The sequence below is a fragment of the Streptomyces sp. NPDC017225 genome (assembly GCF_044331465.1).
Lineage (GTDB): Bacteria > Actinomycetota > Actinomycetes > Streptomycetales > Streptomycetaceae > Streptomyces.
On record NZ_JBIRNE010000016.1, the window covers coordinates 30,778 to 55,825 of the forward strand.

The window sequence follows — 25,048 nt, forward strand, 5'->3', positions numbered from 1 at the left end:
CGGGCCCTAGCCTCCGATCGCGGACATCGGCCGGTCGGGCTGGACGAAGGCCGGGTCGTCGAGGCCCGCGCCCGCCTTCTTCCCCCACATGGCCAGCCGCCAGACGCGGGCGATCTCCTCGTCGGGGGCGTCGGAGCGCAGGGCGGCGCGCAGGTCGGTCTCCTCCGTGGCGAACAGGCAGGTGCGCACCTGGCCGTCGGCGGTCAGGCGGGTGCGGTCGCAGGCCGAGCAGAACGGGCGGGTGACGGAGGCGATGACGCCGACGCGGTGCGGGCCGCCGTCCACGAGCCAGCGCTCGGCGGGGGCCGAGCCGCGTTCCTCGGAGCCCTCGGCGGTCAGCTCGAAGCGGGTGCGCAGGGAGGTCAGGATGTCACCGGCGGTGACCATGCCCTCGCGCTTCCAGCCGTGCTGGGCGTCCAGGGGCATCTGCTCGATGAAGCGCAGCTCGTAGTCGTTCTCGACGGCCCAGGCCAGCAGGTCGGGGGCCTCGTCGTCGTTGAGCTCCGGCATCAGGACCGAGTTCACCTTGACCGGGGTCAGCCCGGCGTCGCGGGCGGCTTCCAGGCCCTCCAGGACGTCCTTGTGGCGGTCCCGGCGGGTGAGGGTCTTGAAGACGTCCGGGCGCAGGGTGTCCAGCGAGACGTTGACCCGGTCCAGGCCCGCGGCCTTCAGAGCCGGCGCCGTGCGGCGCAGGCCGATGCCATTGGTCGTGAGGGACATCTGGGGACGCGGCTCCAGGGCGGCGACGCGCTCGACGATGCCGGTCAGACCGGGGCGCAGCAGGGGCTCGCCGCCGGTGAAGCGGACCTCCTCGATACCGAGGGAGGTGACGGCGATGCCGATGAGGCGGACGATCTCGTCGTCCGTGAGCAGGTCGGGCTTGGCCAGCCACTGGAGGCCCTCTTCGGGCATGCAGTAGGTACAGCGCAGGTTGCAACGGTCGGTGAGCGAGACCCTCAGGTCGGTGGCCACTCGGCCGTAGGTGTCGATGAGCACGTGGGCCCCCTCCCTCGACGCGGATCGGCGGAGCCATTCCACTTCTCTCCTCCGACACCTGCGAGCCTACGTGACGGGTCCGACATCGACAGCGGCCCGATCCCACGACGTGGGACGCGGCCGCGTCGTAGGGATCTACGAGCGGCCGCGTCCCGGTGGCGTCGTGCGGGGCCCGCAGCGTGGCCCCGCGCATGGTCCGGCGCGTGGCTCAGTGGGCTCCGGTGCCGGTCAGGGACCGGACCTCCAGCTCCGCGTACTTCGCCTCGTCGGGCTCCTCCTTGGACAGCACGGTGCCGAGCCAGCCCATCAGGAAGCCGAACGGGATGGAGATGATGCCCGGGTTCTTCAGCGGGAACCAGGCGAAGTCGACGTCGGGGAACATCGCCTTCGGGTCGCCGGAGACCACGGGCGAGAAGAGCACCAGGCCGACGGCGACGATCAGGCCGCCGTAGATCGACCACAGGGCGCCCTGGGTGGTGAACCGCTTCCAGAACAGGCTGTAGAGGATGGTCGGCAGGTTGGCGGACGCGGCGACCGCGAAGGCCAGGGCGACCAGGCCGGCCACGTTCAGGTCGCGGGCGAGGGCACCGAGCGCGATGGAGGCGATGCCGATGAAGACGGTCGACCAGCGGGCCGCCCTCATCTCCTCCTTCTCGGTGGCCTTCCCCTTGCGGATGACGTTGGCGTAGATGTCGTGCGCGAAGGACGAGGAGGAGGCGAGGGTGAGGCCGGCGACCACGGCGAGGATGGTCGCGAAGGCCACCGCCGAGATCGTGGCGAGCAGGATCGCGCCCCAGGCCGAGTCGACGCCGCCCACGTGCAGGGCGAGCAGCGGCGCGGCCGTGTTGCCGGACGGGTTGGACGCGATGATCTCCTTCTGCCCGACGAGCGCGGCGGCGCCGAAGCCGAGCGCGATGGTCATCAGGTAGAAGGCGCCGATGATGCCGATCGCCCAGTTCACGGACTTACGGGCGGCCTTGGCGTTGGGCACCGTGTAGAAGCGGATCAGGATGTGCGGCAGGCCGGCCGTGCCGAGCACCAGGGCGATGCCCAGGGAGATGAAGTCGAGCTTGGTGGTGCCGCTGGCGCCGTACTGGAGGCCGGGCTCCAGGAAGGCGGCGCCCTTGCCGCTGTTCTCCGCGGCCGTGCCGAGCAGGTCGGAGATGTTGAAGTTGAACTTCAGCAGCACCAGGAAGGTGATCAGGATGGTGCCGCCGATCAGCAGCACGGCCTTGACCATCTGGACCCAGGTGGTGCCCTTCATACCGCCGATGGAGACGTACACGATCATCAGCAGGCCGACGAGGGCGACGATGAGGATCTTGCCCGCGTCGGAGGTGATGCCGAGCAGCAGCGAGACGAGGATGCCCGCGCCCGCCATCTGGGCCAGCAGGTAGAAGATCGAGACGACGATCGTGGAGGTGCCGGCGGCGGTGCGCACCGGGCGCTGGCGCATGCGGTACGCGAGGACGTCGCCCATGGTGTAGCGGCCGGAGTTCCTCAGCGGCTCGGCCACCAGGAGCAGGGCGACCAGCCAGGCGACCAGGAAGCCGATGGAGTAGAGGAAGCCGTCGTAGCCGAAGAGGGCGATGGCGCCGGCGATGCCCAGGAAGGACGCGGCCGACATGTAGTCGCCGGAGACGGCGAGTCCGTTCTGGAAGGCGCTGAACTGGCGCCCGCCCGCGTAGAAGTCGGCGGCGTCCTTGGTCTGGCGGCCCGCCCAGACGGTGATGCCGAGCGTGGCGAGGACGAAGATCGCGAAGAGCGTGATGATCAGCGGGCGGTGCTCGCTGGCCTCGTTCGCGGCGAGCTGGGTGGCGAGAACGGTCTGTGCGGGGCTCATGCGCCGCCCTCCATCCGGGACTTGATGGCCTCGGCCTTGGGGTCGAGCTTCGCGGCGGCGTACCGCGAGTACCACCAGGCGATGAGGAACGTGGTGACGAACTGGGCGATGCCGAAGACGAAGGCGACGTTGATGTTGCCGAACAGCTTGGTGCCCATGAAGTCGCCGGCGTAGTTGGACAGCAGCACGTACAGCAGGTACCAGGCCACGAAGGCGATCGTCAGCGGGAACGCGAAGGAGCGGAAGGAGCGGCGCAGTTCGGCGAACTCAGCGCTCTGCTGCACTTCGGAGAACTCCTCGGCGGACGGAAGCGGGCGTTCCTCTTTCGAGGGGGGTGGTGCGTCGGTGGCCACGGAGTCTCCTCGTACGACGGACATGACGGCTTGGACCTCGGTGTTCTCACGGGGGCCTGATGGTGCTCGGGCTCCCTGTCCAACGACACGGCCCCCCACGGGGACCGGTTCAACACCCGGGGCACTTTCCGAAGTCACCTGTGGCGGGTCATTGCTGGCCAGGGACTGCGGGGGATAGCTTCGCCCTGCACCACTCCGTCATGTACCTGCCCGAGCGTCACCTGTGTCTCGGGCCGGTTTCGTTTCCGGATGATGTGGAGACCCCATGGATCATCTGCATGCGCCGCGTCCGTCGCGTTCTCCGCGTCCGTCGCGGTCCCCGCGTTCCAGACGGCGGCTCGCCCTCGCCGTACCCGTCGTGCTGTCGCTGACCGCGTCGCTCGGCTTCCTGCCGGCCGCCGCCTCGGCCGCCCCGCAGGCGGAAGCGGCCGCGGAGGCCGCCGCCAAGACCGCGCGGGCCGGCCTGGCCGAGGACGCGCCCACTCTGGCGTACGTCGTCAACACGAGGACGGACCATCGCACGCTCGCGTCGGTGAAGCGCGCGATAGCCGGGGCCGACGGCACCGTCGTGGCCACGTACCAGAAGATCGGCGTGATCGTCGTCCACTCGGCGAACCCGGACTTCGGGGAGCGGATACGCGAGGCGCGCGGAGTGCAGTCGGCGGGCGCGACCCGCACCGCGCCGCTGACCGCCGCCGGGACGACGGACCAGGGCGCCGCCCGGATGCTCTCCGCCGAGCAGGCGGCGAGGACCGCGAAGGCGTCCGAGGCCGCGGGGGCCGGCGAACCGCTGGAAGCGGAACAGTGGGACCTGCGCGCGATAGGCGCCGACAAGGCCGCGAAGATCAACCCGGGCAGCTCCAGGGTCACCGTCGCCGTGATCGACACCGGCGTCGACGACACCCATCCCGACCTCGCCCCGAACTTCTCCGCCTCGCAGTCCGCCAACTGCGTCGGCGGCAAGGCCGACACCAGTGACGGCGCCTGGCGGCCGTACACCGCCGACGACTACCACGGCACCCACGTGGCCGGTGAGATAGCCGCCGCCCGCAACGGCACGGGCGTCGCCGGCGTCGCGCCGGGCGTGAAGGTGTCGAGCATCAAGGTGAGCGACCCGGACAACGGGCTCTTCTACCCCGAGAACGTCGTGTGCGCGTTCATGTTCGCCGCCGACCACGGCGTGGAGATAACGAACAACAGCTACTACGTGGACCCCTGGCTGTACAACTGCATGGACCACCCCGACCAGCGCGCGATCGTCGACGCGGTCAACCGGGCCCAGCTGTACGCCCAGCGCAAGGGCACCCTGCACCTCGCCTCCGCGGGCAACTCCAACCACGACCTGGACTCCGACGCGATCGTCGACGACTCCAGCCCGAACGACACCACGCCGGGGACGCGGACCATCGATCCGCACGAGTGCTACGACATCCCGACCCAGCTGCCGGGCATCGTCACGGTCAGCGCCACGGGCGTCGACAAGGAGAAGTCCTACTACTCGACGTACGGCAACGGTGTCGTCGACATCGCGGCGCCGGGCGGTGACGGGCGCTATCAGATCCCGGACACGCCGTCGAAGAACGGCCGCATCCTGTCGACCATGCCGAACAACGAGTACGCCTGGCTCCAGGGCACCTCGATGGCCTCGCCGCACGCCGCGGGCGTCGCCGCGCTGCTGAAGTCCAAGCACCCGTGGGCGTCCCCGGCGCAGTTGCAGTGGCTGCTGAAGGCCCAGGCGGACAACCCGGGCTGCCCGGCCTCCTACGACCAGGACGGCGACGGCACGCAGGACGCCGACTGCGAGGGCGGCAAGCGGGTCAACGGCTTCTACGGCTTCGGCATCGTCAACGCGCTGCGGGCGGTGAGGTGACCGGCCCGCCCGGCGTCCAACGCCCGCCCCTCCGCTCCGCTCACGAAGTCCCTCGGACCAACTGGAGACATCGCACATGACAGCGTTCCACCCGCGTCACCGCCGTGCCCTCGCGATCCCGGCCGGCCTGGCCGTGGCCGCGTCCCTCGCCTTCCTGCCGGGCGTCCCGGCCTCCGCCGCACCGGCCTCCGAGGCCGCTCAGGCCGCGTCCTCCGTCTCGGCCGGCTCGGCGTCCTCGTTCAGCTACGTCGTCAACGTCCGCCCCGGGCACGGCCCGTCGGCGAAGGTCGAACGCGCGATAGCCAAGGCCGGCGGCACGATCGTGACGTCGTACGACCGGATCGGCGTGGTCGTCGTCCACTCCGCGAACCCGGACTTCGCCAAGACCGTCCGCAAGGTACGCGGCGTGCAGTCGGCCGGTGCCACCCGCACCGCTCCGCTGCCCTCGGCCGCGACGACCGACACGGGCGCGCCGAAGGTGCTCGGCGGCCAGGAGATCGCCGCCGCCCGGGCGGCCGCCCGGGCCACCGAGGGCCAGGACCCGCTGCAGCCCCTCCAGTGGGACCTGCCCGCCATCAAGGCGGACAAGGCGCACGAGAAGTCGCTCGGCAGCAGCAGGGTGACGGTCGCCGTGATCGACACCGGCGTGGACGACACCCACCCGGACATCGCCCCGAACTTCGACCGGGACGCCTCCGTCAACTGCGTCTCGGGCAAGCCGGACACGACCGACGGCGCCTGGCGGCCGGGCGCGGCGGAGAGCCCGCACGGCACGCACGTGGCCGGGGAGATAGCCGCGGCCAAGAACGGCGTCGGCATGACCGGCGTGGCGCCCGGGGTGAAGGTCTCCGGCATCAAGGTGTCCAACCCCGACGGCTTCTTCTACGCCGAGGCCGTGGTCTGCGGCTTCATGTGGGCGGCCGAGCACGGCGTCGACGTGACCAACAACAGCTATTACACGGATCCCTGGTACTTCAACTGCGAGGACGACCCGGACCAGAAGGCGCTCCTGGAAGCCGTCACCCGGGCCTCGCGGTACGCGGAGAAGAAGGGCGCGGTCAACGTCGCCGCGGCCGGCAACGAGAACTACGACCTCGCGGCCGACGAGATCACCGACCCGTCCTCGCCGAACGACACGACGCCCGGCGACCGGGTGGTCGACCCGTCGGAGTGCCTCGACATCCCGACCCAGCTGCCGGGTGTCGTGACGGTCGCCTCGACCGGTGCGAAGGACCTCAAGTCGTCCTTCTCCAACCACGGCCTGGGGGTCATCGACATCGCCGCGCCCGGCGGCGACTCGACGGCCTACCAGACGCCGGAGCCGCCCGCCACCAGCGGACTGATCCTGGGCACGCTGCCCGGCGGCAAGTGGGGTTACATGGCCGGTACGTCGATGGCGTCACCGCACGTCGCGGGTGTCGCCGCCCTGATCAAGTCGACGCACCCGCACGCCTCCCCGGCCATGGTCAAGGCCCTGCTGTACGCCCAGGCCGACGCCACGCCGTGCACCGAGCCGTACGACATCGACGGCGACGGCAAGGTCGACGCGGTGTGCGAGGGTTCGAAGAACCGCAACGGCTTCTACGGCTGGGGCATGACCGACGCACTGGACGCGGTGACCTGGTAAACGGCACACGCGCGTGAAGCGGGCCGGGACAGCCCCCGTTCCGCTTCACGCGTACGGCAGGATCCTCGCCATGCGCGTGCACGAGGATTCCGAGACCCGGGCAGGAGGTGCGGCTGAGGTGGCCGACGGCCTCTGGCACCGGCGTGGCCGACGCCGCGCAGTGCTCCGATGAGAGCCATCGAGCAGGTGTGGTCGGCGCTGGAGGGCGATCCCGCGCTGGTGTCCCGGGTGTCGGAGGTCGTACGCGGCGAGGCACTCGACGCGCGGCTTCCGGTACGGGAGTCGGCGAGGGCCTGCGTCGGCGCGTGCGCGCTGGCCGCGGCCGAGCTGGGGGCGCGGCGGGCCGGGCTCGCGGAGGTGCCCGGGGTGCGGGTGGACGACGGGGCCGTCGCCGCGGCCTTCACCAGCGAGCGGCACCTGCGGGTCGGTGGTCGGGAGCCGGTGTCCTTCGCGCCCCTGTCGCGGCTGTGGCGGACGGCCGACGGGTGGGTACGGACGCACGCGAACTATCCGCACCACCGGGCGCGGCTGCTGGACGCGCTGAGCGCGCCCGCGGACGTGGAGGCGGTGGGATCGCTGCTCGCCCAGCGGTCCGCGCTGGAGGTCGAGGAGAGCGTGTACGCGGCCGGCGGACTGGCCGTCGCGCTGCGGACGCCCGAACAGTGGGCGGCGACCGGGCAGGGCGGGGCCGTGGCCCGACGGCCGCTGGTGGAGCGGGGGCGGCTGGACGCCTCCCACGCGCGCGTGTTCACGTCGTCGGTTCCCCCGTCCTCCTCACCGGTCCACCCCTCCTCCTCGGCGTCTCCCCTGCTGCCCGCCGCCGGGCTGCGGGTCCTGGATCTGACCCGGGTCATCGCGGGGCCGGTCGCCACCCGCACGCTCGCCCTGCTCGGCGCGGACGTACTGCGCCTGGATCCGCCGGGGCTGCCGGAGCTGTCCGACCAGCATGCCGACACGGGCTTCGGGAAGCGGTCGGCGACGCTCGGCCTGTCGGGCGGGCGTGGCCTGCGGACGTTCGAGGAACTGCTCGGCGCGGCCGACGTCGTCGTCACCGGCTACCGGCCGGGCGCCCTCGACCGGTTCGGACTGTCTCCGCAGGCGCTCGCCGGGCGCAGGCCGGGGCTGGTCGTGGCACAGCTGTCGGCGTGGGGCGCGTACGGGCCGTGGGCCGGGCGGCGCGGTTTCGACAGCCTGGTGCAGGTGGCCACCGGGATCGCCGCGGTGGAGGGGACGGCCGAGCGGCCGGGCGCGCTGCCCGCACAGGCCCTCGACCACGGCACCGGGTACCTGCTGGCGGCCGGGGTGCTGCGGGCGCTGACCGAGCAGTCGTACGAGGGCGGCAGCCGGTACGTCCGGGTGGCGCTGGCACGGACCGCGGCCTGGCTGACCGGCGCGGTCCGGCCGGACGGCACGGACGAGGCGGACGGCGGCACTGACGGCGGCAGCGGCAGCGGCGACGCGAACGGCGTCGGCGACGAGGCGTACACGGGGCCCGAGCCCTGGCTCGCGGAGCGGGAGAGCCGGCTGGGGCGGTTGCGGTACGCGCTGCCGCCGGTGTCCTTCACCGGCGGCCCGGCCGACTGGGCCCGGCCGCCGGGGCCCTGGGGCGCGGACGCCGCGCGGTGGATGTGACGCGTTCCTCACGCTTTCCCCGGCCTTCCCGAACCGTACGGCGGCCGAAAACGTCCTCATGTGCGGAATGCCGGACCGCCAGTTGTTTTCCGGAACTTGCCCGGATCTGGGGGAGCTGGTGAAGATCTCGAGGTGACCTTGACAAGACCCCCGTCCCGGACCGCCGACACCGGACGGCACGCGCGGCCCTCCGGTACCGGCCGGACCGCGGCCGTGCTCGTGCTGGTGGTGCTGGCCGCTCTGATACCCGTCCTCGGCCCGTCTCCCGCCCTGCACGGCACCGGGGAGGCCGAAGCCCCCGGCACCGGCGGGATAGCCCTGCTGCGCACGGTGCTCTTCGCCGCGCTGAGCGTTCCGCTCGGCGAGCTGTTCGTGAACCGGCTGGCCCGGTCGCTCCCCGACGCGCCCCCCGAGCGGCCCCGCAGCTGGTCGCCGTACGCGGCCGCCGCGGGCTTCGTCGCCGCGCTGGGCCTGGCGTCGGTCGTGGCCACGGGCAACCTGGTGCCGGACAGTGTCGCCGACATCGACGTCGGCGGCCTCTACGAGTCCCGTGACGGCGCGCTCGCGCTGCTGGAGGTCAACGGTTTCCTCGCGGCCGGTCTGTGCGCCACCTCGCGCCGGCCGGGCCTCCAGGTCTGGCCGCTGGCCGCCGTGGTCGTCGCGGAGGCGCTGCGCGCACACCCCACGACCGAGTACAGCCCGCTGATCGGCTCGGGTCTGACCCTCGTCCATCTGACGTGCGCGTCGCTGTGGGTGGGCGGTCTGCTGTACGCGCTGCGGACCCTGCGGCGGTGGCGGGGCGACGAGGCGGGTCCGGCCCTGCTGGGGCTCTACGCGCGCGTGGCGGCCGTTCTGCTCGCCGCCATCACGGCGACGGGGGTGTGCAGTTCGCTGCGCCGGATGCCGGCGGGCACGATCACGGACCAGCTGACGGACACGGCCTACGGCCGGGTCCTGCTCGCCAAGGTGATCCTCGTGGCGGCCGTCGCCGCCCTCGCCCTGTGGGCCAGGATCCGGCTGAGCCGCGCGTCCGATCCGCTGGCCGCCTGCTCCCCCGCGCGCGCGGAGGTGGTCGCCCTGGGTGTGGTGGTCGCGGTGTCGGGACTCCTGACGGCCCTTCCGGTGCCGATCCGGTGGTGACCCCGCGCGCCGGCCGGCCGGGGGCCTCGCCGTGCGTGCGTCGTGTCACACGCGGGACGCCGGCAGCCGGAGCGCCGCCCGCCTCGTACCGACGGTCCGCACTCGTCCACCCACTCGTCTCCGCGCCCGCTTCCGCGGGTCTCCTCGCGCCCTCTCACGGCGCCTCACCGCAACCCTCCCCCGCCGCGCGGAACTTGACGGAGGAACCGTTTCGCCGGGTGTCGCGGGGCACCTGCCGGGCCGGAGTGTCAGTCGCGGCCCGTATCCTCATGGACCATGCTCGAAGACCACACGACCGCAGCGTCGTCCGCCACGACGTGGCCGGCCGCGTATCCCCAGGGGTACGCGGTCGTCGACGTGGAGACCACCGGCCTGGCCCGCGACGACCGCATCATCTCCGCGGCCGTCTACCGGCTGGACGCCCGCGGCGAGGTCGAGGACCACTGGTACACCCTGGTCAATCCTGAGCGGGATCCCGGTCCGGTGTGGATACACGGGCTGACGAGCGAGGTGCTCCGGGGGGCACCGCTCTTCCCGGACGTCGCCGAGGAGTTCGCGGCCCGGCTCGACGGGCGGGTGCTCGTCGCGCACAACGCCGTCTTCGACTGGCAGATGATCGCCCGCGAGTACGCGCGCGCGAAGCGCGAGGCGCCGGTGCGTCAGCGGCTGTGCACCATCGCGCTCTCCAAGGAACTGGGCCTTCCCCTGCCCAACCACAAGCTGGCGTCGCTGGCCGCCCACTTCGGCGTCGTACAGCAGCGGGCGCACCACGCGCTGGACGACGCGCGCGTGCTGGCGGAGGCGTTCCGGCCCAGTCTGCTCGCCGCGGCGGCCGGCGGCGTACGACTACCGCTGCACGAGTGCCGGCCGCTGACCGAGTGGTCGGACCGGCCCACGCCCGTGATCGGGCAGCAGGCGGGCTACGGCGGCTACCGGCCGACCAGTTGGCGCCCGTCCCGCAAAAGGCCCGCGTGCCCCCATCCCAACCCGGGGCAGTACGAAAAGGGCGAACGGCTCAAGCAGGGCATGCGCGTCGCCTTCTCGGGTGACACCTCCGTCGAGCGGGACCTGCTGGAGGACCGCGCGACCGAGGCCGGACTGCACGTCGCCACCAGCCTGTCCCGGCTGACCAGCCTGCTGGTCACCAACGATCCGGACTCGGGCACGTCGAAGGTGGTCAAGGCCCGCCAGTACGGCACGCCGGTGGTGGACGAGGCGGCGTTCGGTCAGCTGCTGGCGGATGTCGAGCCCGCGGACGGCTGAGCCGTACGTGAGCCACGCGTGAGCCGTACGGACGGGTGATTCCGGGCGACTCGCCCGCCGTCCGCTCGCCCGCGTCGCGGCGACGGCCCACCCTGTGGCGCATGGCGACATGTGAAGTCTGCGGCAACAACTACGGAATGACCTTCGAGGTCCACGCCCAGGGAGCGGTGCACGTCTTCGACTGCTTCTCCTGCGCGATCCACCGGATGGCCCCCATCTGCGAGCACTGCCGGGTGCAGATCATCGGCCAGGGTGTCGAGGTCGAGGGCCACTGGTACTGCGGCGCCCACTGCGCCCGTGCCGAGGGGAGGGCGGGGGTCGTCGACAAGGTCTGATCCTGGTCGTGACCGCCGGCGGGGGCCTCGTTGCCACCAGGCCGCGGTGATCGAGTCACCTGTGCTCCCCGCCGACGCGGGGTCACGGCTCTCGCGGGCCCTCCCCGCGAGGGCCGATCCCGGCCGAGGTACCGTCGACGCGTGTACCGGTTCCTGTTGTCCCGCCAGTGGGTGATCCTCACCCTCGTGGTCCTCGCGCTCATCCCGACGATGATCGAGCTGGGCTTCTGGCAGCTGCACCGCCACGAGCGCAGGGTCGAGCTGAACGGGGAGATCGCGGACTCCCTGGCGGCGGATCCCGTGCCGGTCGAGTCCATGACCTCGCCGGGAGCGAAGGTCGACGACGACGACCGCTACCGCAGGGTGACCGCGAAGGGGCGCTTCGACCGCGCCGACGAGGTCGTCGTGCGCCGCCGCACCAACGCGGACGACCGGGTCGGCTACCACGTCCTGACCCCCTTCGTCCTGGACGACGGCAAGGTGCTGATCGTCAACCGGGGCTGGATCCCGTCGAACGGCGCGAGCCAGACCGCCTTCCCCGAGATCCCGGCGCCGCCCGAGGGCGAGATCACCGTCACCGGCCGGCTGATGCCCGACCAGACGACCGAGGGCAGCGGCATCAAGAACGTCGAGGGTCTGCCCGACCGCCAGGTCATGCTGATCAACAGCGGCCAGCAGGCCGAGCGCCTCGGCAAGCCCGTCCTCGGCGGTTACGTCGAGCTGACCGAACCCCAACCCGCGGGGGACACACCCGAGCGGATCCCGGAGCCCGACCACGACGGCATCGGCAACCACATGGCGTACGCCGTCCAGTGGTGGCTGTTCACCGCGGGCGTCCCGGTCGGCTGGTTCATCCTGGCCCGCCGTGAGGCCCGGGACCGGGCGTCGCAGGACGAGCAGCGGACCACGGAGGCGGAACCCGCGTCGGTGTAGCCGGTGGCGGTGCGGCCGGTGGCTCCTGCGGGTCGGCCGGCCGGCGGGCCGTGGGAGCGGATCCGATTGCTCCGCTCCCCGTCGGGAAGACGGAGCCCGTGCACCCCCACATCGAGGACTACGCGCTCATCGGCGACCAGCAGACCGCCGCACTGGTTTCCACGGACGGCTCCGTGGACTGGCTCTGCCTGCCCCGCTTCGACTCCGCCGCCTGCTTCGCCAAACTCCTCGGCGACGAGGACAACGGCCACTGGCGCATCGCGCCCAAGGGCGCCGAGCGCTGCACGCGGCGTGCCTACCGGCCGGACACCCTCGTCCTGGACACCGAGTGGGAGACCGAGGACGGCGCGGTACGGGTCACCGACTTCATGCCCCAGCGCGACCGCGCCCCGGACCTCGTACGCGTCGTGGAGGGGCTGAGTGGTGAGGTCACCGTGCACAGTGTGCTCCGGCTGCGCTTCGACTACGGCTCGATCGTGCCGTGGATGCGCCGGGCCGACGGACACCGGGTGGCCGTCGCCGGACCGGACGCGGCGTGGCTGCGCAGCGAGCCCGAGGTGCGCAGCTGGGGCCGGGACTTCGGGACGCACGCGGAGTTCACGGTCGCCGCGGGCGAGAAGGTCGCGTTCGTCCTGACCTGGCACCCCTCGCACGAGTCCCGCCCGCCGGTGATCGACCCGTACGTGGCGCTGGAGCACAGCATCGAGGACTGGCGGGCCTGGGCCGCCCACTGCGGCTACGACGGCCCGCACCGGGAAGCCGTGGTCCGCTCCCTGATCACCCTCAAGGCGCTCACCTACAAGCCGACCGGCGGCATCGTGGCCGCCCCCACCACCTCGCTGCCCGAGGAACCGGGCGGCGTGCGCAACTGGGACTACCGCTTCTGCTGGCTGCGCGACTCCACCCTCACCCTGGGCGCCCTGCTCTCGGCCGGATACCTGGAGGAGGCCGAGGCCTGGCGCGACTGGCTGCTGCGGGCGGTCGCGGGCAACCCGGCGGACCTGCAGATCATGTACGGCCTGGCGGGCGAGCGGCGACTGCCCGAGTCCGAACTGCCGTGGCTGTCCGGCTTCGCCGGGTCGACGCCCGTGCGGATCGGCAACGACGCGGTGAACCAGCTCCAGCTGGACGTGTACGGCGAGGTCATGGACTCGCTGTCGCTGGCGCGGCTGGCGGGCATGCACCCCCAGCCGCAGATGTGGCAGCTTCAGTGCGCGCTGATGGACTTCCTGGCCACGGCGTGGCGGCAGCCCGACGAGGGGCTGTGGGAGGTGCGCGGCGGACGCCGGCAGTTCGTGCACTCGAAGGTGATGACGTGGGTGGCCCTGGACCGGGCGGTGCGCACCCTGGAGGACCACCCCGAGCTGGGCGGGGGCGACCCGGACGGCTGGCGCGCGCTGCGCGAGGAGGTGCACCGCGAGGTGTGCGAGAAGGGCTACGACCCGGAGCGCAACACCTTCACCCAGTCCTACGGCTCCTCGGAGCTGGACGCCTCCCTGCTGCTCATCCCCCGCCTGGGGTTCCTGCCGCCGGACGACCCGCGGGTCGTCGGCACGGTCGACGCGATCGGCGAGGAGCTGACCCGGAGCGGGCTCGTGCGCCGCTACAGCACCGAGGGGGACCCGGTCGACGGGCTGCCGGGCGGCGAGGGGACCTTCCTGGTGTGCTCCTTCTGGTACGCGGACGCGCTGCACACGACCGGCCGGACGAAGGAGGCCCGGGAGCTGTTCGAGCGGCTGGTGGGACTCGCCAACGACGTGGGGCTGCTGGCCGAGGAGTACGACCCGGTATCCGGCCACCAGCTCGGCAACTTCCCGCAGGCGTTCAGCCACATCGGCCTGGTGAACACGGCCCTCGCCCTGTTCGGCGACGAGGGGGCAGGATAGGGCCATGGATCTTGGACTGAAGGACCGGGTGTACGTCGTCACGGGAGCCACCCGCGGCCTGGGCAACGCGGCGGCCCGCGAGCTGGTCGCCGACGGCGCGAAGGTGGTCGTCACGGGGCGGGACGAGAAGAGCGTCGCCGACGCGGCGGCCGCGCTGGGCCCGGACGTGGTGGGGGTGGCCGCCGACAACGCCGACCCCCGGACCGCCGAGCGGCTGGTCGCGACCGCCCGTGAGCGCTTCGGCCGCTTCGACGGCGTGCTGATCAGTGTGGGCGGGCCGCCGCCCGGGTTCGTCGCCGACAACACGGACGAGCAGTGGCAGGTGGCGTTCGAGTCGGTGTTCCTCGGCGCGGTACGGCTGGCCCGGACCGCGGCGGCGGAGCTGGAGCCGGGCGGTGTCGTCGGCTTCGTGCTGTCGGGCTCGGTGTACGAGCCGATCCCGGGCCTGACCATCTCCAACGGCCTGCGGCCGGGACTGGCCGGCTTCGCCAAGTCACTCGCCGGCGAGCTGGGCCCGCGCGGCATCCGCGTCGTCGGCCTGCTGCCGGGCCGCGTCGACACCGACCGGGTGCGCGAGCTGGACGGTATGTCCGCCGACCCGGAGGCGACCAGGGCGGCCGCCGAGTCCCGCATCCCACTGCGCCGCTACGGCGCCCCGGAGGAGTTCGGCCGCGCGGCGGCGTTCCTGCTGTCCCCGGCGGCGTCGTACGTGACGGGCGTGATGCTGCCGGTGGACGGCGGGGTACGGCAGGGGTTCTGAGCCTGTCGCCCCGGCCCGGGACCCATGGCCCCGGGGTCCAAGGCCCCGGGGTCCAAGGCCCGGGATTCATGACCGAGCCCGGGCCCCGGGGCCCGCTCACGGCTCAGCCGACCCGCTCGGCCCCGTGTCCGACGCCCCGGAGGTGGACCTTGGCCGGGAAGGTCGTGAGGTTCGCCGAGACGCGGGCGTGGGTCAGGGCGTGGGCGGTGAGGTCGTCCAGCGCGGTGCCGGGGTCCACGTGGGGTGCCAGGAGCAGCCGGACCCGGCTCGCCGGTGCGCCGCGGCGGCCGGTGAGCCGGACCTTGGCTCGCTCGACCCCGTCCATCCGTTCCGCCTCCTGCGCGAGGACGGCCTCCAGCGCCCGGCCGCGCAGCACCGCGCCGTCGCCGTCGCCGGTGTCGACGAGCACCTCGGTGAGCCGGCGGCGGCGCACCACCGCGACCAGCCACCACAGGGCGAGCAGCAGCAGGACGGCGAGCACGGCGATGACGACCGGCCACCACCAGCCGGCGTCCCGCCACCGGGTCCGCTCGGTGGCGCTGAGCAGCACGTCGTGCGGCCCGTCGTGGAGCCACCAGGACGGTGCGGAGGCGCCCAGGCCGATGGCCAGCACCGGGCCGCCGAGGGCGACCAGGACCAGGCCCACGAGCCCGAGCAGCACACGGTCGACGGTTCTGAGCACCACTCTCACCTCTTCCGTCCGGGCCGCGCCACCCGTACGGACACGGCGGGCGGCCGGGCCAGCCCCAGCCCGCGCACCGCGTCCTGCAGCACGCCGTCCAGATCCGTCCGTACGTCGTCCAGTTCCCGGAAGTGTGACAGCGCGCGCACGCGGGCTCTGCGCCGGCGCACGCGTACCCGCGCCGACTGCACTCCGGCGACCTCCATGGCCCGGTCGCGCAGCACCGTCGCGGCGGCGTCCCGGTGGAGCCCCGCGCGTACGTCCGGGTGGGTACGGCGCATCGGCAGCTCCTTCCGCAGGCCCGGGGTGAGGGCCAGGGCGAGCAGCCAGAGCCCCAGGGCGGTGGCGACTCCCGCGCCGACCAGCACCCACGTGTTGTCGAGGGGCCGGTCGGCGAGCTGCCCGGCCAGTTCGCGGCGCCATCCGAGGGCGGACCGGCCGGCGCGCACCGCGGTGACGTCGTAGAGGAAGGCACCGGTGACGAGGAGAAGCAGCAGCGCTACGACTCCGGCGGGGACGCGGCGCACGGACCAGAAGCGGCGTGCCGGTCCGCCGCCGGACGCGGGCGGGGGCTCGGCGCCGGGCGACTCCTTCGTCATGAGGGGTCCCGTGGCGGGCTCCATGACGGGCAGGCTCCGGGTGGCGCCCTCGGGGCCCCCGCCGCCCGAGGGGTCCGCCGGACCCCTCGGCTCCCGGGGCTCGCTCATCGCGTCCTCCCCCGTGTCGCTTCGTACTCCGCCGTCAGGTGCAGCCGTTCCACCTGGACGGCCACCTCCGGCACCGCCATGCCCACCAGCGCACGTACCCGCTGGACGACTTGATGGCGCACCCGTCCGCAGCGGGCGCCGACGTCGCACGGGTAGTCGAGTTCGAGGTGGATCCGGACGTGGGCGGTGTCGTGGTGGACGACGACGGTGGCGTAGGGGCGCGCCGCCTCCGGGTGGAGCGGACCCACCGCTTCGCGCGCCGCGCGGGCGGCGACCTTGGCGACGACCCGGTCGGCGATCCGCGTGGCACCGCGCTCGCCCGGCGGCACGACGGCCCGGGGCCCGGGGAGCTCACCGGCGGCCCCGCCGCTCACGCCTGTCACCGCCGCCTGTCGTCGCGGGAACGGAAGAAGTCACCGAGGTCCATGTCCCCCTCCAGAAGGCGGCCGGCCACGAACCCGACGGCCCCCAGGGCCGCCACCAGCAGGAAGGCGCCGAACCCGCCGAAATACCCGGCGAAGCCCAGCGCCATGCCGGCGATCATGCCGACCACGGCCATGCTCATCGTGCGCTCCCCTCGGTCCGCGTCCACGTCACTTGATCCGGGGCTCCGGCTCCTCGTCCTCCTCGTCCGGCAGCTTCACGTCGCTCACCGCGATGTTGACCTCGACCACCTCCAGGCCGGTCATCCGCTCCACCGCCGCGACCACGTTCTCCCGGACGTCGCGGGCGACGTCCGCGATCGCCACGCCGTAGTCGACGACGATCTCCAGGTCGAGCGCGGTCTGCTTCTCCCCGACCTCGGCCTTCACGCCCCGGGTGACCCCCGACTTGGTCCCGCCGGGCACCCGGTCGCGCACGGCGCCGAAGGTGCGGGACATCCCGCTGCCCATGGCGTGCACACCGACGACGTCGCGTGCGGCCATCCCGGTGATCTTCTCCACGACGCCGTCGGCGATGGTGGTCCGCCCCCGGGCCCCGGGGTCTCCGCCACCGCGCCGCATCGTCTGGGCCTTGCCCGCCCCGGGGGACTCGATCGTTTCCTGCCCTGTCCGGTGGCTCTCCATGTCGCTCATCGCCGTACGTCCCTTTCGGTCGTAGTCATGCGACCACGGTAAGTGAGGTTACGGCGGGACGCGCCGCGGATGCGGCAGGCTGGAGGAATGACGACGTCGGACCGGTGGACAGGAACGGTGCGGGAGCGGTTGGCGCTCGGCAGGCTGCTGCCGCTTGGGGGTCCCCGGGACGGCGCGTGGATCGCCGAGCGTGCGGCGCGGGAGGTCCTGCTGGCCGCGGCCCGGGGCGTGGCGGGCGTACGTCCCGGCGGTCTGCGTATCGCGCCCGCCGGTGCGGAGGACTCGGACGAGCCGGTCGTACCGGCACCACCGAGCGCCCTGCCGCCCGGCCCCCTGCGGGTGACGGCCGACTTCGCTGCGACCGTCGACGGCGCCGCGGTGACGGCCGAGCCCCTGCCGGCGACGGCGTCCCGGCTGCGTGCCGCCCTGGCGGCCGCGGCGACGCGGGGGCTCGGCCTGACGGTGACCGCCGTGGACCTGCGCGCGACGGCCCTGCTGGACGCGCCCACGGAACCGGAACCGGCTCCCCGGAGCGAGCCACGGCATCCTCCGGCCGTGGGCCGTGCGGAGCGGGGCGCGGAGGGAGACAGCGACGAGGGTCGTGCGGCCGGCGCCGCGCTGTCGGTCCAGGGCGTGGCCCGGCTCACGACGACGCTGGGCCGTCCGGTCCAGGTCACGGAGTTGTCGCGGGGGCCGGCCCTGCCGCGTCGGCATGTCCGGCTGGAGCTGGCCGTCGACGCGGACCACCGGGCCGTGGAGGTGGCCCGGCGGGTCCGTGCGGCGGTGGCGGAGGCCCTGCCGGACCGCCCGTCGGTGGCGGTGCTGGTGACGGAGGTCGGCTGAGCTGAGCCGCCCGCCCCCGGAAGTTCCCCGGACCACGCGCGCCGGACCGGCGCGCATGCCCGCCACGGCCGCCCGGCCGGCGGGGCGGTGCCGGACGCCGGACACCGCGCGGGCCGTCAGGCCGCCGTCACGGCCCGCGCCCGCCCGGATCACTCCCGCCCGCGCCCGGGTTACTCCCCGAGCCCGGCCAGGTCGCGCAGTCGGCGTCCCTGCGCGGCCCGCTCGGCGGCGCGCTGGGCGTCGTAGTCCCGGCTCCGGGCGCCCTGGAGCAGCGCCTTGGTCTCGATGACCGCGTCGCGCGGCGCGGCCAGGACCGCCGACGCCAGGTCGCGCACGGCACCGTCGAGCTGGTCCGCGGGCACGGCGAGGTTGGCGAGCCCGGTGTTCACCGCCTCCTCGGCCATGACGAAGCGGCCCGTCGCGCAGATCTCCAGCGCGCGGGCGTAGCCGACGAGGGAGACCAGGGGGTGCGTGCCCGTCAGGTCCGGCACGAGGCCGAGGCTCGTCTCGCGCATGGCGAACTGCACGTCCTCGGCGACGACCCGCAGGTCACAGGCGAGGGCGAGCTGGAAGCCGGCCCCGATGGCGTGCCCCTGCACGGCGGCGACCGACAGGATGTCGCTGCGCCGCCACCAGGTGAACGCCTCCTGGTACTCGGTGATGGTCGCGTCCAGCTCGGCGTCGCCGCCCCGGGCGAGGTCGATGAACGACGGTTCGCCGTCGAAGCCCTCGGGGGTGAACGCCTGCCGGTCGAGCCCGGCCGAGAAGGACTTGCCCTCGGCCCGCAGCACCACGACCCGGACGGAGCCCGGCAGCAGCCGACCGGTCTCGGCGAGCGCCCGCCACAGAGCGGGGCTCTGCGCGTTGCGCTTGGCCGGGTTGGTCAGCGTCACCGTGGCGATCGCGTCGTCGACGGTGAGCCGCACGCCGTCCCTGTCGAGTACGGGAGCGGGGTCGTGGGCGGGCGAAGCCATGGGGCGCCTCCGAAGGGTGCGGTCGTCGTCCTCGTCGTGCGCCGCGGTTTCCACGCCGTACGACGGAGGAGATAAGTGACTGCACAGTAACCACCCGGACGGTCTGACGACCGGCCGGGTGACCACCTTCACTTTCGGAGTCGGGGGATCGCCCGGGGATATCAGGCCGATGCGGCCTTTTTGCCCCGGGTAGCCCCGCCACGCCCTCGCAGCGTGACGCCCGACTCACTGAGCATGCGGTGCACGAAGCCATACGAGCGGCCGGTTTCCTCGGCCAACGCCCGGATGCTCGCACCGGCGTCGTACTTCTTCTTCAGGTCTGCCGCGAGCTTGTCGCGCGCGGCGCCGGTAACCCGGCTGCCCTTCTTCAGAGTCTCGGCCACCCGTGCCTCCTCAAGGGAAGTGCGCTCTGGTCTCCTCATGATCACCCCTCCAGGGCTTCATGGCCACCCATTCGGCAAGGTCGATGAGACAAGGTGGTGACGACAGGAGCGGGTCCGCACATACGGAATCTGCGATTCCACGAGATCGCGTCCGTACGGCCGATCGGGTTTTTCCGCGAAGTTCCAGGTCAGAAAGGTGTCGCGGCCGGGTCCCCCGGCAGTGGGGACCCGGCCGCGAAATCGATGTAGGACACACCTCGTGATGAGGAGATCTCACACAGATGGTGGATCACGGATCGGCCGAATGATCCATACCCAGTGGATCATCCGTTCGATCAAGCCAGGGCGACGAGGTCCGCGTAGTCGGCGCCCCACAGGTCCTCGACGCCGTCCGGAAGCAGAATGATCCGTTCCGGCTGGAGCGCCTCGACGGCGCCCTCGTCGTGGGTGACCAGGACGACCGCGCCCTTGTAGGTGCGCAGCGCGCCGAGGATCTCCTCGCGGCTGGCGGGGTCGAGGTTGTTGGTCGGCTCGTCGAGCAGCAGCACGTTCGCCGAGGACACCACGAGGGTGGCCAGCGCGAGGCGGGTCTTCTCGCCGCCGGACAGGACGCCGGCCGGCTTGTCGACGTCGTCGCCGGAGAACAGGAACGAGCCCAGCGTCTTGCGGACCTCGACGAGGTCGAGGTCGGGGTTGGCCGAGCGCATGTTCTCCAGGACGGTGCGCTCGGGGTCGAGGGTCTCGTGCTCCTGCGCGTAGTAGCCGAGCTTGAGGCCGTGGCCCTCGATCACCTGGCCGGTGTCGGGCTTCTCGACGCCGCCGAGGAGCCGCAGCAGCGTGGTCTTGCCGGCGCCGTTGAGGCCGAGGATGACGACGCGGGAGCCCTTGTCGATGGCCAGGTCGACGTCGGTGAAGATCTCCAGGGAGCCGTACGACTTGGACAGGCCCTCGGCCATCAGCGGGGTCTTGCCGCAGGGCGCGGGCTCCGGGAAGCGGAGCTTGGCGACCTTGTCGGACCTCCGCTCGGCCTCGAGGCCGGCCAGCAGCTTGTCCGCGCGGCGGGCCATGTTCTGCGCGGCGACGGTCTTGGTGGCCTTGGCGCGCATCTTGTCGGCCTGCGAGTGCAGCGCGGAGGCCTTCTTCTCCGCGTTCTGCCGCTCGCGCTTGCGGCGCTTCTCGTCGGCCTCGCGCTGCTGCTGGTAGAGCCGCCAGCCCATGTTGTAGACGTCGATCTGGGAGCGGTTGGCGTCCAGGTAGAACACCTTGTTGACGACCGTCTCGACCAGGTCGACGTCGTGGGAGATCACGATGAAGCCGCCGCGGTAGGTCCTGAGGTAGTCGCGCAGCCAGACGATCGAGTCCGCGTCGAGGTGGTTGGTCGGCTCGTCGAGCAGCAGGGTGTCCGCGTCCGAGAACAGGATCCGGGCCAGCTCGATACGGCGGCGCTGACCACCGGAGAGCGTGTGCAGGGGCTGGCCGAGCACCCGGTCGGGCAGGTTGAGCGCGGCGGCGATGGTGGCGGCCTCGGCCTCGGCGGCGTATCCGCCCTTGGTGAGGAACTCCGTCTCCTGGCGCTCGTACTGCCGGAGCGCCTTCTCGCGGGTGGCGCCCTGGCCGACCGCGATGCGCTGCTCGTTCTCGCGCATCTTGCGGATCAGGACGTCCAGTCCGCGCGCGGACAGGACGCGGTCGCGGGCGAGCACGTCGAGGTCGCCGGTGCGCGGGTCCTGCGGGAGATAGCCGACCTCGCCGGAGCGGGTGATGGTGCCGCCGGCGGGCTGGCCCTCGCCGGCGAGGCACTTGGTGAGGGTGGTCTTGCCGGCGCCGTTACGGCCGACCAGGCCGATGCGGTCGCCCTTGGCGACGCGGAAGGTGGCGCTTTCGATGAGGACGCGGGCACCGGCGCGCAGCTCGATGCCGGAGGCGGAGATCACGGTCAGACTCCTGGGCGGGTGGTTGGCGGGATGGGCGGCTGGAGGACGTTCCCGCCGTCTAATGCGCGAGGAGAATGGCCATGGGGGCCAGTCTAACGGGGCCGTGCAAACGCTTTTCACGGGTTCCGGTGCCGGGGGGCTCCTGTTCGGGGGTCCCGTGTTCGGGGGCGCGGGTCCGGGGCGTTGTCAGTGGGCGGTGCGAGACTGGGCGACAGGGCTGGATTCCATGATTTTTCCGGGCTTGTGGGACCTTCGCGGCATCCGCCTCCGGGACCGGATCAGACCGGTTCGCACGACCGGCTCACAAGGGAGTGATCGGCATGGCAGGCATGGACGGCGGGCGTCCGAGCATCTACCCGACGCTGCTGTACGCGGACGCCAAGGCGGCGGTCCGGCAGCTCACCCAGGCCTTCGGCTTCACGGAACTGGCCGTGTACGAGGGCGAGGACGGCTCGGTGGCCCATGCCGAGCTGGCCCAGGGCAACGGCGCGGTCATGCTCGGCTCGAAGGGCACGGGCAGCCGCTTCGACGAGGCGATGAAGAACGCCGGGCCGGCGGGGCTGTACGTCGTGGTGGAGGACGTCGACGCCCATCACCGGCGGGCCGTGGAGCACGGCGCGGAGATCCTGATGCCTCCGACGGACCAGGACTACGGCTCGCGGGACTACATGGCCCGGGACCTGGAGGGCAACGTCTGGAGCTTCGGGACGTACGCGCCGGAGATCCCCGGGTAGCCGCCGGCGGCTACCCGGTCCGTCCGACGGCACCGGCCCGGGAGTCGGAGCCTCGCATCGTGCCGGTGCGGACCTCCGGCGTGGTCAGCTGCCTCCGGTGTGGACCTGGAAGGCCGCCCTGCGCACGGCCTTGGCCAGGGCGGGGTCGGGGTGTGCGGCGGCCAGGGCGACCAGGACCTGCACGGTGCGGGGATGGCCGACGGCGCGGACCTCGTCCAGCAGGGCCGGGACGGTGGGCTGCACCGCGGACTCCAGGTGTCTGACGAGCAGCGGCGCCTCACCGTGGTCCGCGACGGCGGCCGCGGTGTCGACCCACAGCCACGTGGCCTCCTGGCGGGTGAGGACCTCGTGGGCGTCCTCGGGGTCGGCGCCGTCGTGCTCGGCCAGCCACAGCAGGGCGTAGGGCCGCAGCGTCGGCTCGTCGAGGACGGCGCGGACGTCGGGCTCGGCGGGTGCGCCGACGACGCGCAGCGCGTCGAAGGCGAGGCCGCGCAACAGGGCGTCCTCACCGCGGGCGCCGCCGAGCAGTTCGGCGACGGCGCTGCCGACGGGGCGGGCGGCGAGCCAGGCGCGGTACTCGGCGCGCGCGGCGTTGGGGCGGAGCTGGGCGCAGCCGCGGAGCATGTCCTCGGCGGACTGCTCGATGTTGCCGGCCGGGCTCTGCGCGGCGACGCAGATCTGCTCCAGCTTGACCCAGACCGCCCAGCTGCCGAGCGGGGTGAGCGTGGCGTGTCCGTCGCCGCAGGTGAGGGCGTCGACGGAGGCGAGGGCGCGCAGGGCCCAGTCGAGGAGGGGGGCGAGCGGGGTGTCGGAGACGGCTGCCGGGAGCGGGGCGGCCGGAGGGGGCTGCGGGGTTCCGGACTCGAGGCGGGGGCCGTAGGGCACTTCGCAGCGCTCGGTGCGCAGTTCGGTGACGCGCTGCTCCAGCAGGTCCAGGAGCTGCGCCACCGGGACGGGGCCGGCGGACAGCTGGAGGAAGGAGAGGACCTGGGGCATCGCGGAGATGACCTCGGCCACGGCGGCGGACTCCTGCCCGGCGGGCTCCGGGTGGGCGAGCGACCAGGCGTCGAAGAGGGCGACCCAGCCGCGCAGTACGGCGCTGTCGTCGCGGTTCCAGGCGCGCAGCCGCCAGCCGGGACGGGCGCTGTCGCCGTGCACCTCGATCAGGCCGGCGAGCCGGGCGGTGTCCCAGTCGGCGCGGACCTTGACCGCGGTCAGGCCCAGTTCCCCGGCCGCCTGGTCGGCGGTGGCGTCGGAGAGGGTGGCCTTGCCGTCGGCGGTCGCGCTGCCGCGGCCGGGGCCGAGAGCGGTGTCGGCCCAGCGGGCGACACGGGCCGCGTCGGCCAGAACGGAGCGGGCCATTCTGGCCAGCTCCGACCGGGCCGGTGTGCCCTCCGGGGGTCGCGGCGCGGCGCGGCGCGGACGCCGCTGGTTCATCGCTTGGGGGGCGGCGGCCAGGGGTCGCGGGCGGACGAGTCGAAGCCTGGAGTCGCGCGGGATACGGGACGTCACGGGTGCAGTCTTCCGGTTGACGGTCCGAAAACCCAAACGGAATGCCGTGGTGGGCGTCCTGCACGGCGGACGCGCGGGTCCAGAGGGCCGTCCGGGCATCGGAACAGGCCAGTGGTACGACGCTAAACGGAACCGGGGGGATGCGCGGGGGAGCGAGGGTGCGGCGGGGTCACACCAGTGGGGTCATGAAGCGGCGGAGGGTCTCTTCGTAGTCCTCCGGGTCGGCGTTCCACATGGCGCCGTGCGGGGCGCCCTCGACCGTGTGGAGGGCGACCAGCCGCGGGTGGGTGTCGGCGAGGCGTCGGGAGAGCCGCCAGGGGGCCACCGTGTCGTCGGGACCGTGGAAGATCAGGGTCGGGACCGCCGGGCGGTGCAGGCCCGCGGTGCCCGCGTCGTGGTCGGCGCGCAGCCCGGCACGGCCCTGTGCGGCACGGACGGCGAGCGGCAGGAGGGCGCCCGGTGTGCGGCGGGCGGTGGCCAGCGCACGCAGCGTGGTCTCCCAGCTGAGCACCGGGGAGTCCAGCACGAGCCCCGCGATTCGCTCGCGTACGCCGGAGAGCGCGGCGGCGTGCAGGGCCATGGTGGCGCCGGTGGACCAGCCGAGCAGCACGACCTGACGGGCGCCGTGGTCGAGGGCGTAGCGGATCGCCGCGTCCACGTCGCGCCACTCGGTCTCGCCGAAGTGGTGCAGGCCGTCCGGCGAGGGCGGGGCGCCGACGTCGCCGCGGTAGGCGAGGGCGAGCACCGGGACGTTCCGGTGGCGCAGGGGGGCCATCAGGTTCATGGCGTGTTCCCGGGTGGCGCCCAGGCCGTGCAGGGCGATGATCCACGTCGGGCGGGCGCCGGGCAGGAACCAGGCCGGGAGAGGGCCGAGTTCCCCGGGGACCTCCACGTCGGCGTACTCGAGGTCCAGGGCGGCGCCCGGGTTTCCGACGTACAGGTTCGGGGTGAACCACGCCCGGTCGCCGGCGGTGAGGGTGCCGTGCGTGACGCGTTCGAGGCGGCGTACGACGGTGTCGGCACCGTGTTCGACGGTGCCGAGGACCGGCCCGACGACCGCGTGGGAGCCGTCGCCCGCGAGGCCGTACCGGCCGGGGCGCAGCGCGGCCAGGTCCCGCGTGAGGGTGATCTGCCCGGCGGCGGTGCCGTGCACGGTGAGCCGGGGTTCGGTGGGCAGGGGCCGGCCGGGGGACGCCTTGAGCGCGGCGTCGCCGGCGAGCCGGCCGGCGGCGACGCTCGCCGCACCGGCCGCCAGGGCTGCGGTGACGGCGGCGGCCGTTGCTGTGACAGTGCGCATGGGGCCAGTCTCCTGGTGGAGTCCTTGGGCGGCCAGCGGGCGGGCGGCGGGGAGTGACGGGCCCCGCCGGGGGCGCCGGCCGGGCCGGGGGGCCATGAGTCGGTCCCGCTCCCGATACCCCCGAACCCGCGCGGTACGCGCTTCGCCGGTCGCGCGTTCCGTCGACACGGATCGCCGGTCGCCGGGGGCCCCCCCCCCCCCCCGGGGGGGGGGGGCGGCGCGGGGGGGGGGGGGGGGGGGGGGTGGGGGGGGGGGGGTGGGGGCCGGG

Annotated in this window: 24 protein-coding genes; 11 read left to right on the plus strand and 13 right to left on the minus strand. The window is 73.3% G+C overall.

Translation table 11 applies throughout. The features are described 5' to 3' along the window. Window positions 1-6 precede the first annotated feature (6 nt). The 3 genes from moaA to ACH4NX_RS28875 all read right to left on the minus strand — a co-directional run bounded on the left by moaA (window position 7) and on the right by ACH4NX_RS28875 (window position 3,192). The gene (gene moaA, locus ACH4NX_RS28865; RefSeq protein WP_351399233.1) at window positions 7-996 is read right to left on the minus strand and encodes a GTP 3',8-cyclase MoaA; all 990 of its coding nucleotides are present in this window, start codon (window positions 994-996) and stop codon (window positions 7-9) included. A 208-nt stretch (window positions 997-1,204) separates the two neighbouring features. Further along, the gene (locus tag ACH4NX_RS28870) at window positions 1,205-2,839 is read right to left on the minus strand and encodes a cation acetate symporter (RefSeq protein WP_351399234.1); all 1,635 of its coding nucleotides are present in this window, start codon (window positions 2,837-2,839) and stop codon (window positions 1,205-1,207) included. Then, complete coding sequence (locus ACH4NX_RS28875) at window positions 2,836-3,192, minus strand: DUF485 domain-containing protein (protein ID WP_351399236.1); 357 nt, start codon at window positions 3,190-3,192, stop codon at window positions 2,836-2,838. Before ACH4NX_RS28875 ends, ACH4NX_RS28870 begins: the two co-directional genes overlap by 4 nt. A 265-nt stretch (window positions 3,193-3,457) precedes the next feature. Between ACH4NX_RS28875 and ACH4NX_RS28880 the strand changes: the two genes are divergently transcribed. The 9 genes from ACH4NX_RS28880 (at window position 3,458) to ACH4NX_RS28920 (ending at window position 14,638) form a co-directional block, all read left to right on the plus strand. After that, window positions 3,458-5,062, plus strand: coding sequence for a S8 family peptidase (locus ACH4NX_RS28880; RefSeq protein ID WP_398129368.1), 1,605 nt, complete (start codon window positions 3,458-3,460; stop codon window positions 5,060-5,062). Between the two features lie 76 nt (window positions 5,063-5,138). Then, window positions 5,139-6,689 (plus strand): S8 family peptidase, encoded by a 1,551-nt coding sequence (locus tag ACH4NX_RS28885; protein WP_398129369.1) that lies wholly within the window; start codon window positions 5,139-5,141, stop codon window positions 6,687-6,689. Between the two features lie 168 nt (window positions 6,690-6,857). Next, window positions 6,858-8,321, plus strand: a complete 1,464-nt coding sequence (locus tag ACH4NX_RS28890) for a CoA transferase (protein ID WP_398129370.1) — start codon at window positions 6,858-6,860, stop codon at window positions 8,319-8,321. A gap of 132 nt (window positions 8,322-8,453) precedes the next feature. Then, window positions 8,454-9,461 (plus strand): CopD family protein, encoded by a 1,008-nt coding sequence (locus tag ACH4NX_RS28895; RefSeq protein ID WP_398129371.1) that lies wholly within the window; start codon window positions 8,454-8,456, stop codon window positions 9,459-9,461. Between the two features lie 276 nt (window positions 9,462-9,737). Then, window positions 9,738-10,724, plus strand: a complete 987-nt coding sequence (locus ACH4NX_RS28900) for a DEDDh family exonuclease (RefSeq protein ID WP_398129372.1) — start codon at window positions 9,738-9,740, stop codon at window positions 10,722-10,724. Between the two features lie 101 nt (window positions 10,725-10,825). Continuing rightward, window positions 10,826-11,059, plus strand: coding sequence for a hypothetical protein (locus ACH4NX_RS28905; RefSeq protein WP_161164690.1), 234 nt, complete (start codon window positions 10,826-10,828; stop codon window positions 11,057-11,059). Window positions 11,060-11,200: 141 nt separating this feature from the next. Beyond that, on the plus strand, window positions 11,201-11,992 hold the full coding sequence (locus tag ACH4NX_RS28910; protein WP_351399249.1) for an SURF1 family protein: 792 nt from the start codon (window positions 11,201-11,203) through the stop codon (window positions 11,990-11,992). Between the two features lie 98 nt (window positions 11,993-12,090). Continuing rightward, window positions 12,091-13,878, plus strand: coding sequence for a glycoside hydrolase family 15 protein (locus tag ACH4NX_RS28915; RefSeq protein WP_398129373.1), 1,788 nt, complete (start codon window positions 12,091-12,093; stop codon window positions 13,876-13,878). Window positions 13,879-13,882: 4 nt separating this feature from the next. Next, on the plus strand, window positions 13,883-14,638 hold the full coding sequence (locus tag ACH4NX_RS28920) for an SDR family oxidoreductase (protein ID WP_351399253.1): 756 nt from the start codon (window positions 13,883-13,885) through the stop codon (window positions 14,636-14,638). A gap of 103 nt (window positions 14,639-14,741) precedes the next feature. On the opposite strand, the gene amaP is transcribed toward ACH4NX_RS28920, so the two are convergent. The 5 genes from amaP to ACH4NX_RS28945 are packed head-to-tail and all read right to left on the minus strand — an operon-like array spanning window position 14,742 to window position 17,103. Continuing rightward, window positions 14,742-15,329 (minus strand): alkaline shock response membrane anchor protein AmaP, encoded by a 588-nt coding sequence (amaP, locus tag ACH4NX_RS28925; protein ID WP_351399255.1) that lies wholly within the window; start codon window positions 15,327-15,329, stop codon window positions 14,742-14,744. After that, window positions 15,326-16,027, minus strand: a complete 702-nt coding sequence (locus tag ACH4NX_RS28930; protein WP_398129374.1) for a DUF6286 domain-containing protein — start codon at window positions 16,025-16,027, stop codon at window positions 15,326-15,328. Before ACH4NX_RS28930 ends, amaP begins: the two co-directional genes overlap by 4 nt. Further along, window positions 16,024-16,410 carry a hypothetical protein gene (locus ACH4NX_RS28935; RefSeq protein ID WP_351399259.1) on the minus strand — a complete coding sequence of 129 codons (387 nt, stop codon included), beginning with the start codon at window positions 16,408-16,410 and terminating at the stop codon, window positions 16,024-16,026. Before ACH4NX_RS28935 ends, ACH4NX_RS28930 begins: the two co-directional genes overlap by 4 nt. Beyond that, complete coding sequence (locus ACH4NX_RS28940; protein WP_061445473.1) at window positions 16,407-16,592, minus strand: hypothetical protein; 186 nt, start codon at window positions 16,590-16,592, stop codon at window positions 16,407-16,409. The genes ACH4NX_RS28935 and ACH4NX_RS28940 overlap by 4 nt, the downstream gene beginning before the upstream one ends. Before the next feature lie 28 nt (window positions 16,593-16,620). Further along, window positions 16,621-17,103 carry an Asp23/Gls24 family envelope stress response protein gene (locus ACH4NX_RS28945; RefSeq protein WP_351399262.1) on the minus strand — a complete coding sequence of 161 codons (483 nt, stop codon included), beginning with the start codon at window positions 17,101-17,103 and terminating at the stop codon, window positions 16,621-16,623. Between the two features lie 87 nt (window positions 17,104-17,190). On the opposite strand from ACH4NX_RS28945, the gene ACH4NX_RS28950 reads away from it, so the two are divergent. After that, on the plus strand, window positions 17,191-17,946 hold the full coding sequence (locus ACH4NX_RS28950; protein ID WP_351399264.1) for a nucleopolyhedrovirus P10 family protein: 756 nt from the start codon (window positions 17,191-17,193) through the stop codon (window positions 17,944-17,946). Between the two features lie 170 nt (window positions 17,947-18,116). Here ACH4NX_RS28950 and ACH4NX_RS28955 read toward each other — a convergent pair whose 3' ends face one another. The 3 genes from ACH4NX_RS28955 to ACH4NX_RS28965 all read right to left on the minus strand — a co-directional run bounded on the left by ACH4NX_RS28955 (window position 18,117) and on the right by ACH4NX_RS28965 (window position 21,237). After that, a complete protein-coding gene (locus tag ACH4NX_RS28955; protein ID WP_351399266.1) occupies window positions 18,117-18,920 on the minus strand; it encodes an enoyl-CoA hydratase/isomerase family protein in 804 nt (267 codons plus the stop codon). A gap of 161 nt (window positions 18,921-19,081) precedes the next feature. Then, a complete protein-coding gene (locus tag ACH4NX_RS28960) occupies window positions 19,082-19,303 on the minus strand; it encodes a helix-turn-helix domain-containing protein (RefSeq protein WP_018567695.1) in 222 nt (73 codons plus the stop codon). A gap of 335 nt (window positions 19,304-19,638) precedes the next feature. Next, on the minus strand, window positions 19,639-21,237 hold the full coding sequence (locus ACH4NX_RS28965) for an ABC-F family ATP-binding cassette domain-containing protein (RefSeq protein WP_345589713.1): 1,599 nt from the start codon (window positions 21,235-21,237) through the stop codon (window positions 19,639-19,641). Window positions 21,238-21,557: 320 nt separating this feature from the next. Here ACH4NX_RS28965 and ACH4NX_RS28970 point away from each other — a divergent pair, with 320 nt between their 5' ends. Continuing rightward, window positions 21,558-21,971, plus strand: a complete 414-nt coding sequence (locus ACH4NX_RS28970) for a VOC family protein (RefSeq protein WP_351399270.1) — start codon at window positions 21,558-21,560, stop codon at window positions 21,969-21,971. A gap of 84 nt (window positions 21,972-22,055) precedes the next feature. Here the strand turns inward: ACH4NX_RS28970 and ACH4NX_RS28975 are convergent, their stop codons facing one another. Continuing rightward, a complete protein-coding gene (locus ACH4NX_RS28975) occupies window positions 22,056-23,483 on the minus strand; it encodes a hypothetical protein (RefSeq protein ID WP_351399272.1) in 1,428 nt (475 codons plus the stop codon). A 169-nt stretch (window positions 23,484-23,652) separates the two neighbouring features. Further along, on the minus strand, window positions 23,653-24,780 hold the full coding sequence (locus ACH4NX_RS28980) for an alpha/beta fold hydrolase (RefSeq protein WP_351399273.1): 1,128 nt from the start codon (window positions 24,778-24,780) through the stop codon (window positions 23,653-23,655). Window positions 24,781-25,048 lie beyond the last annotated feature (268 nt).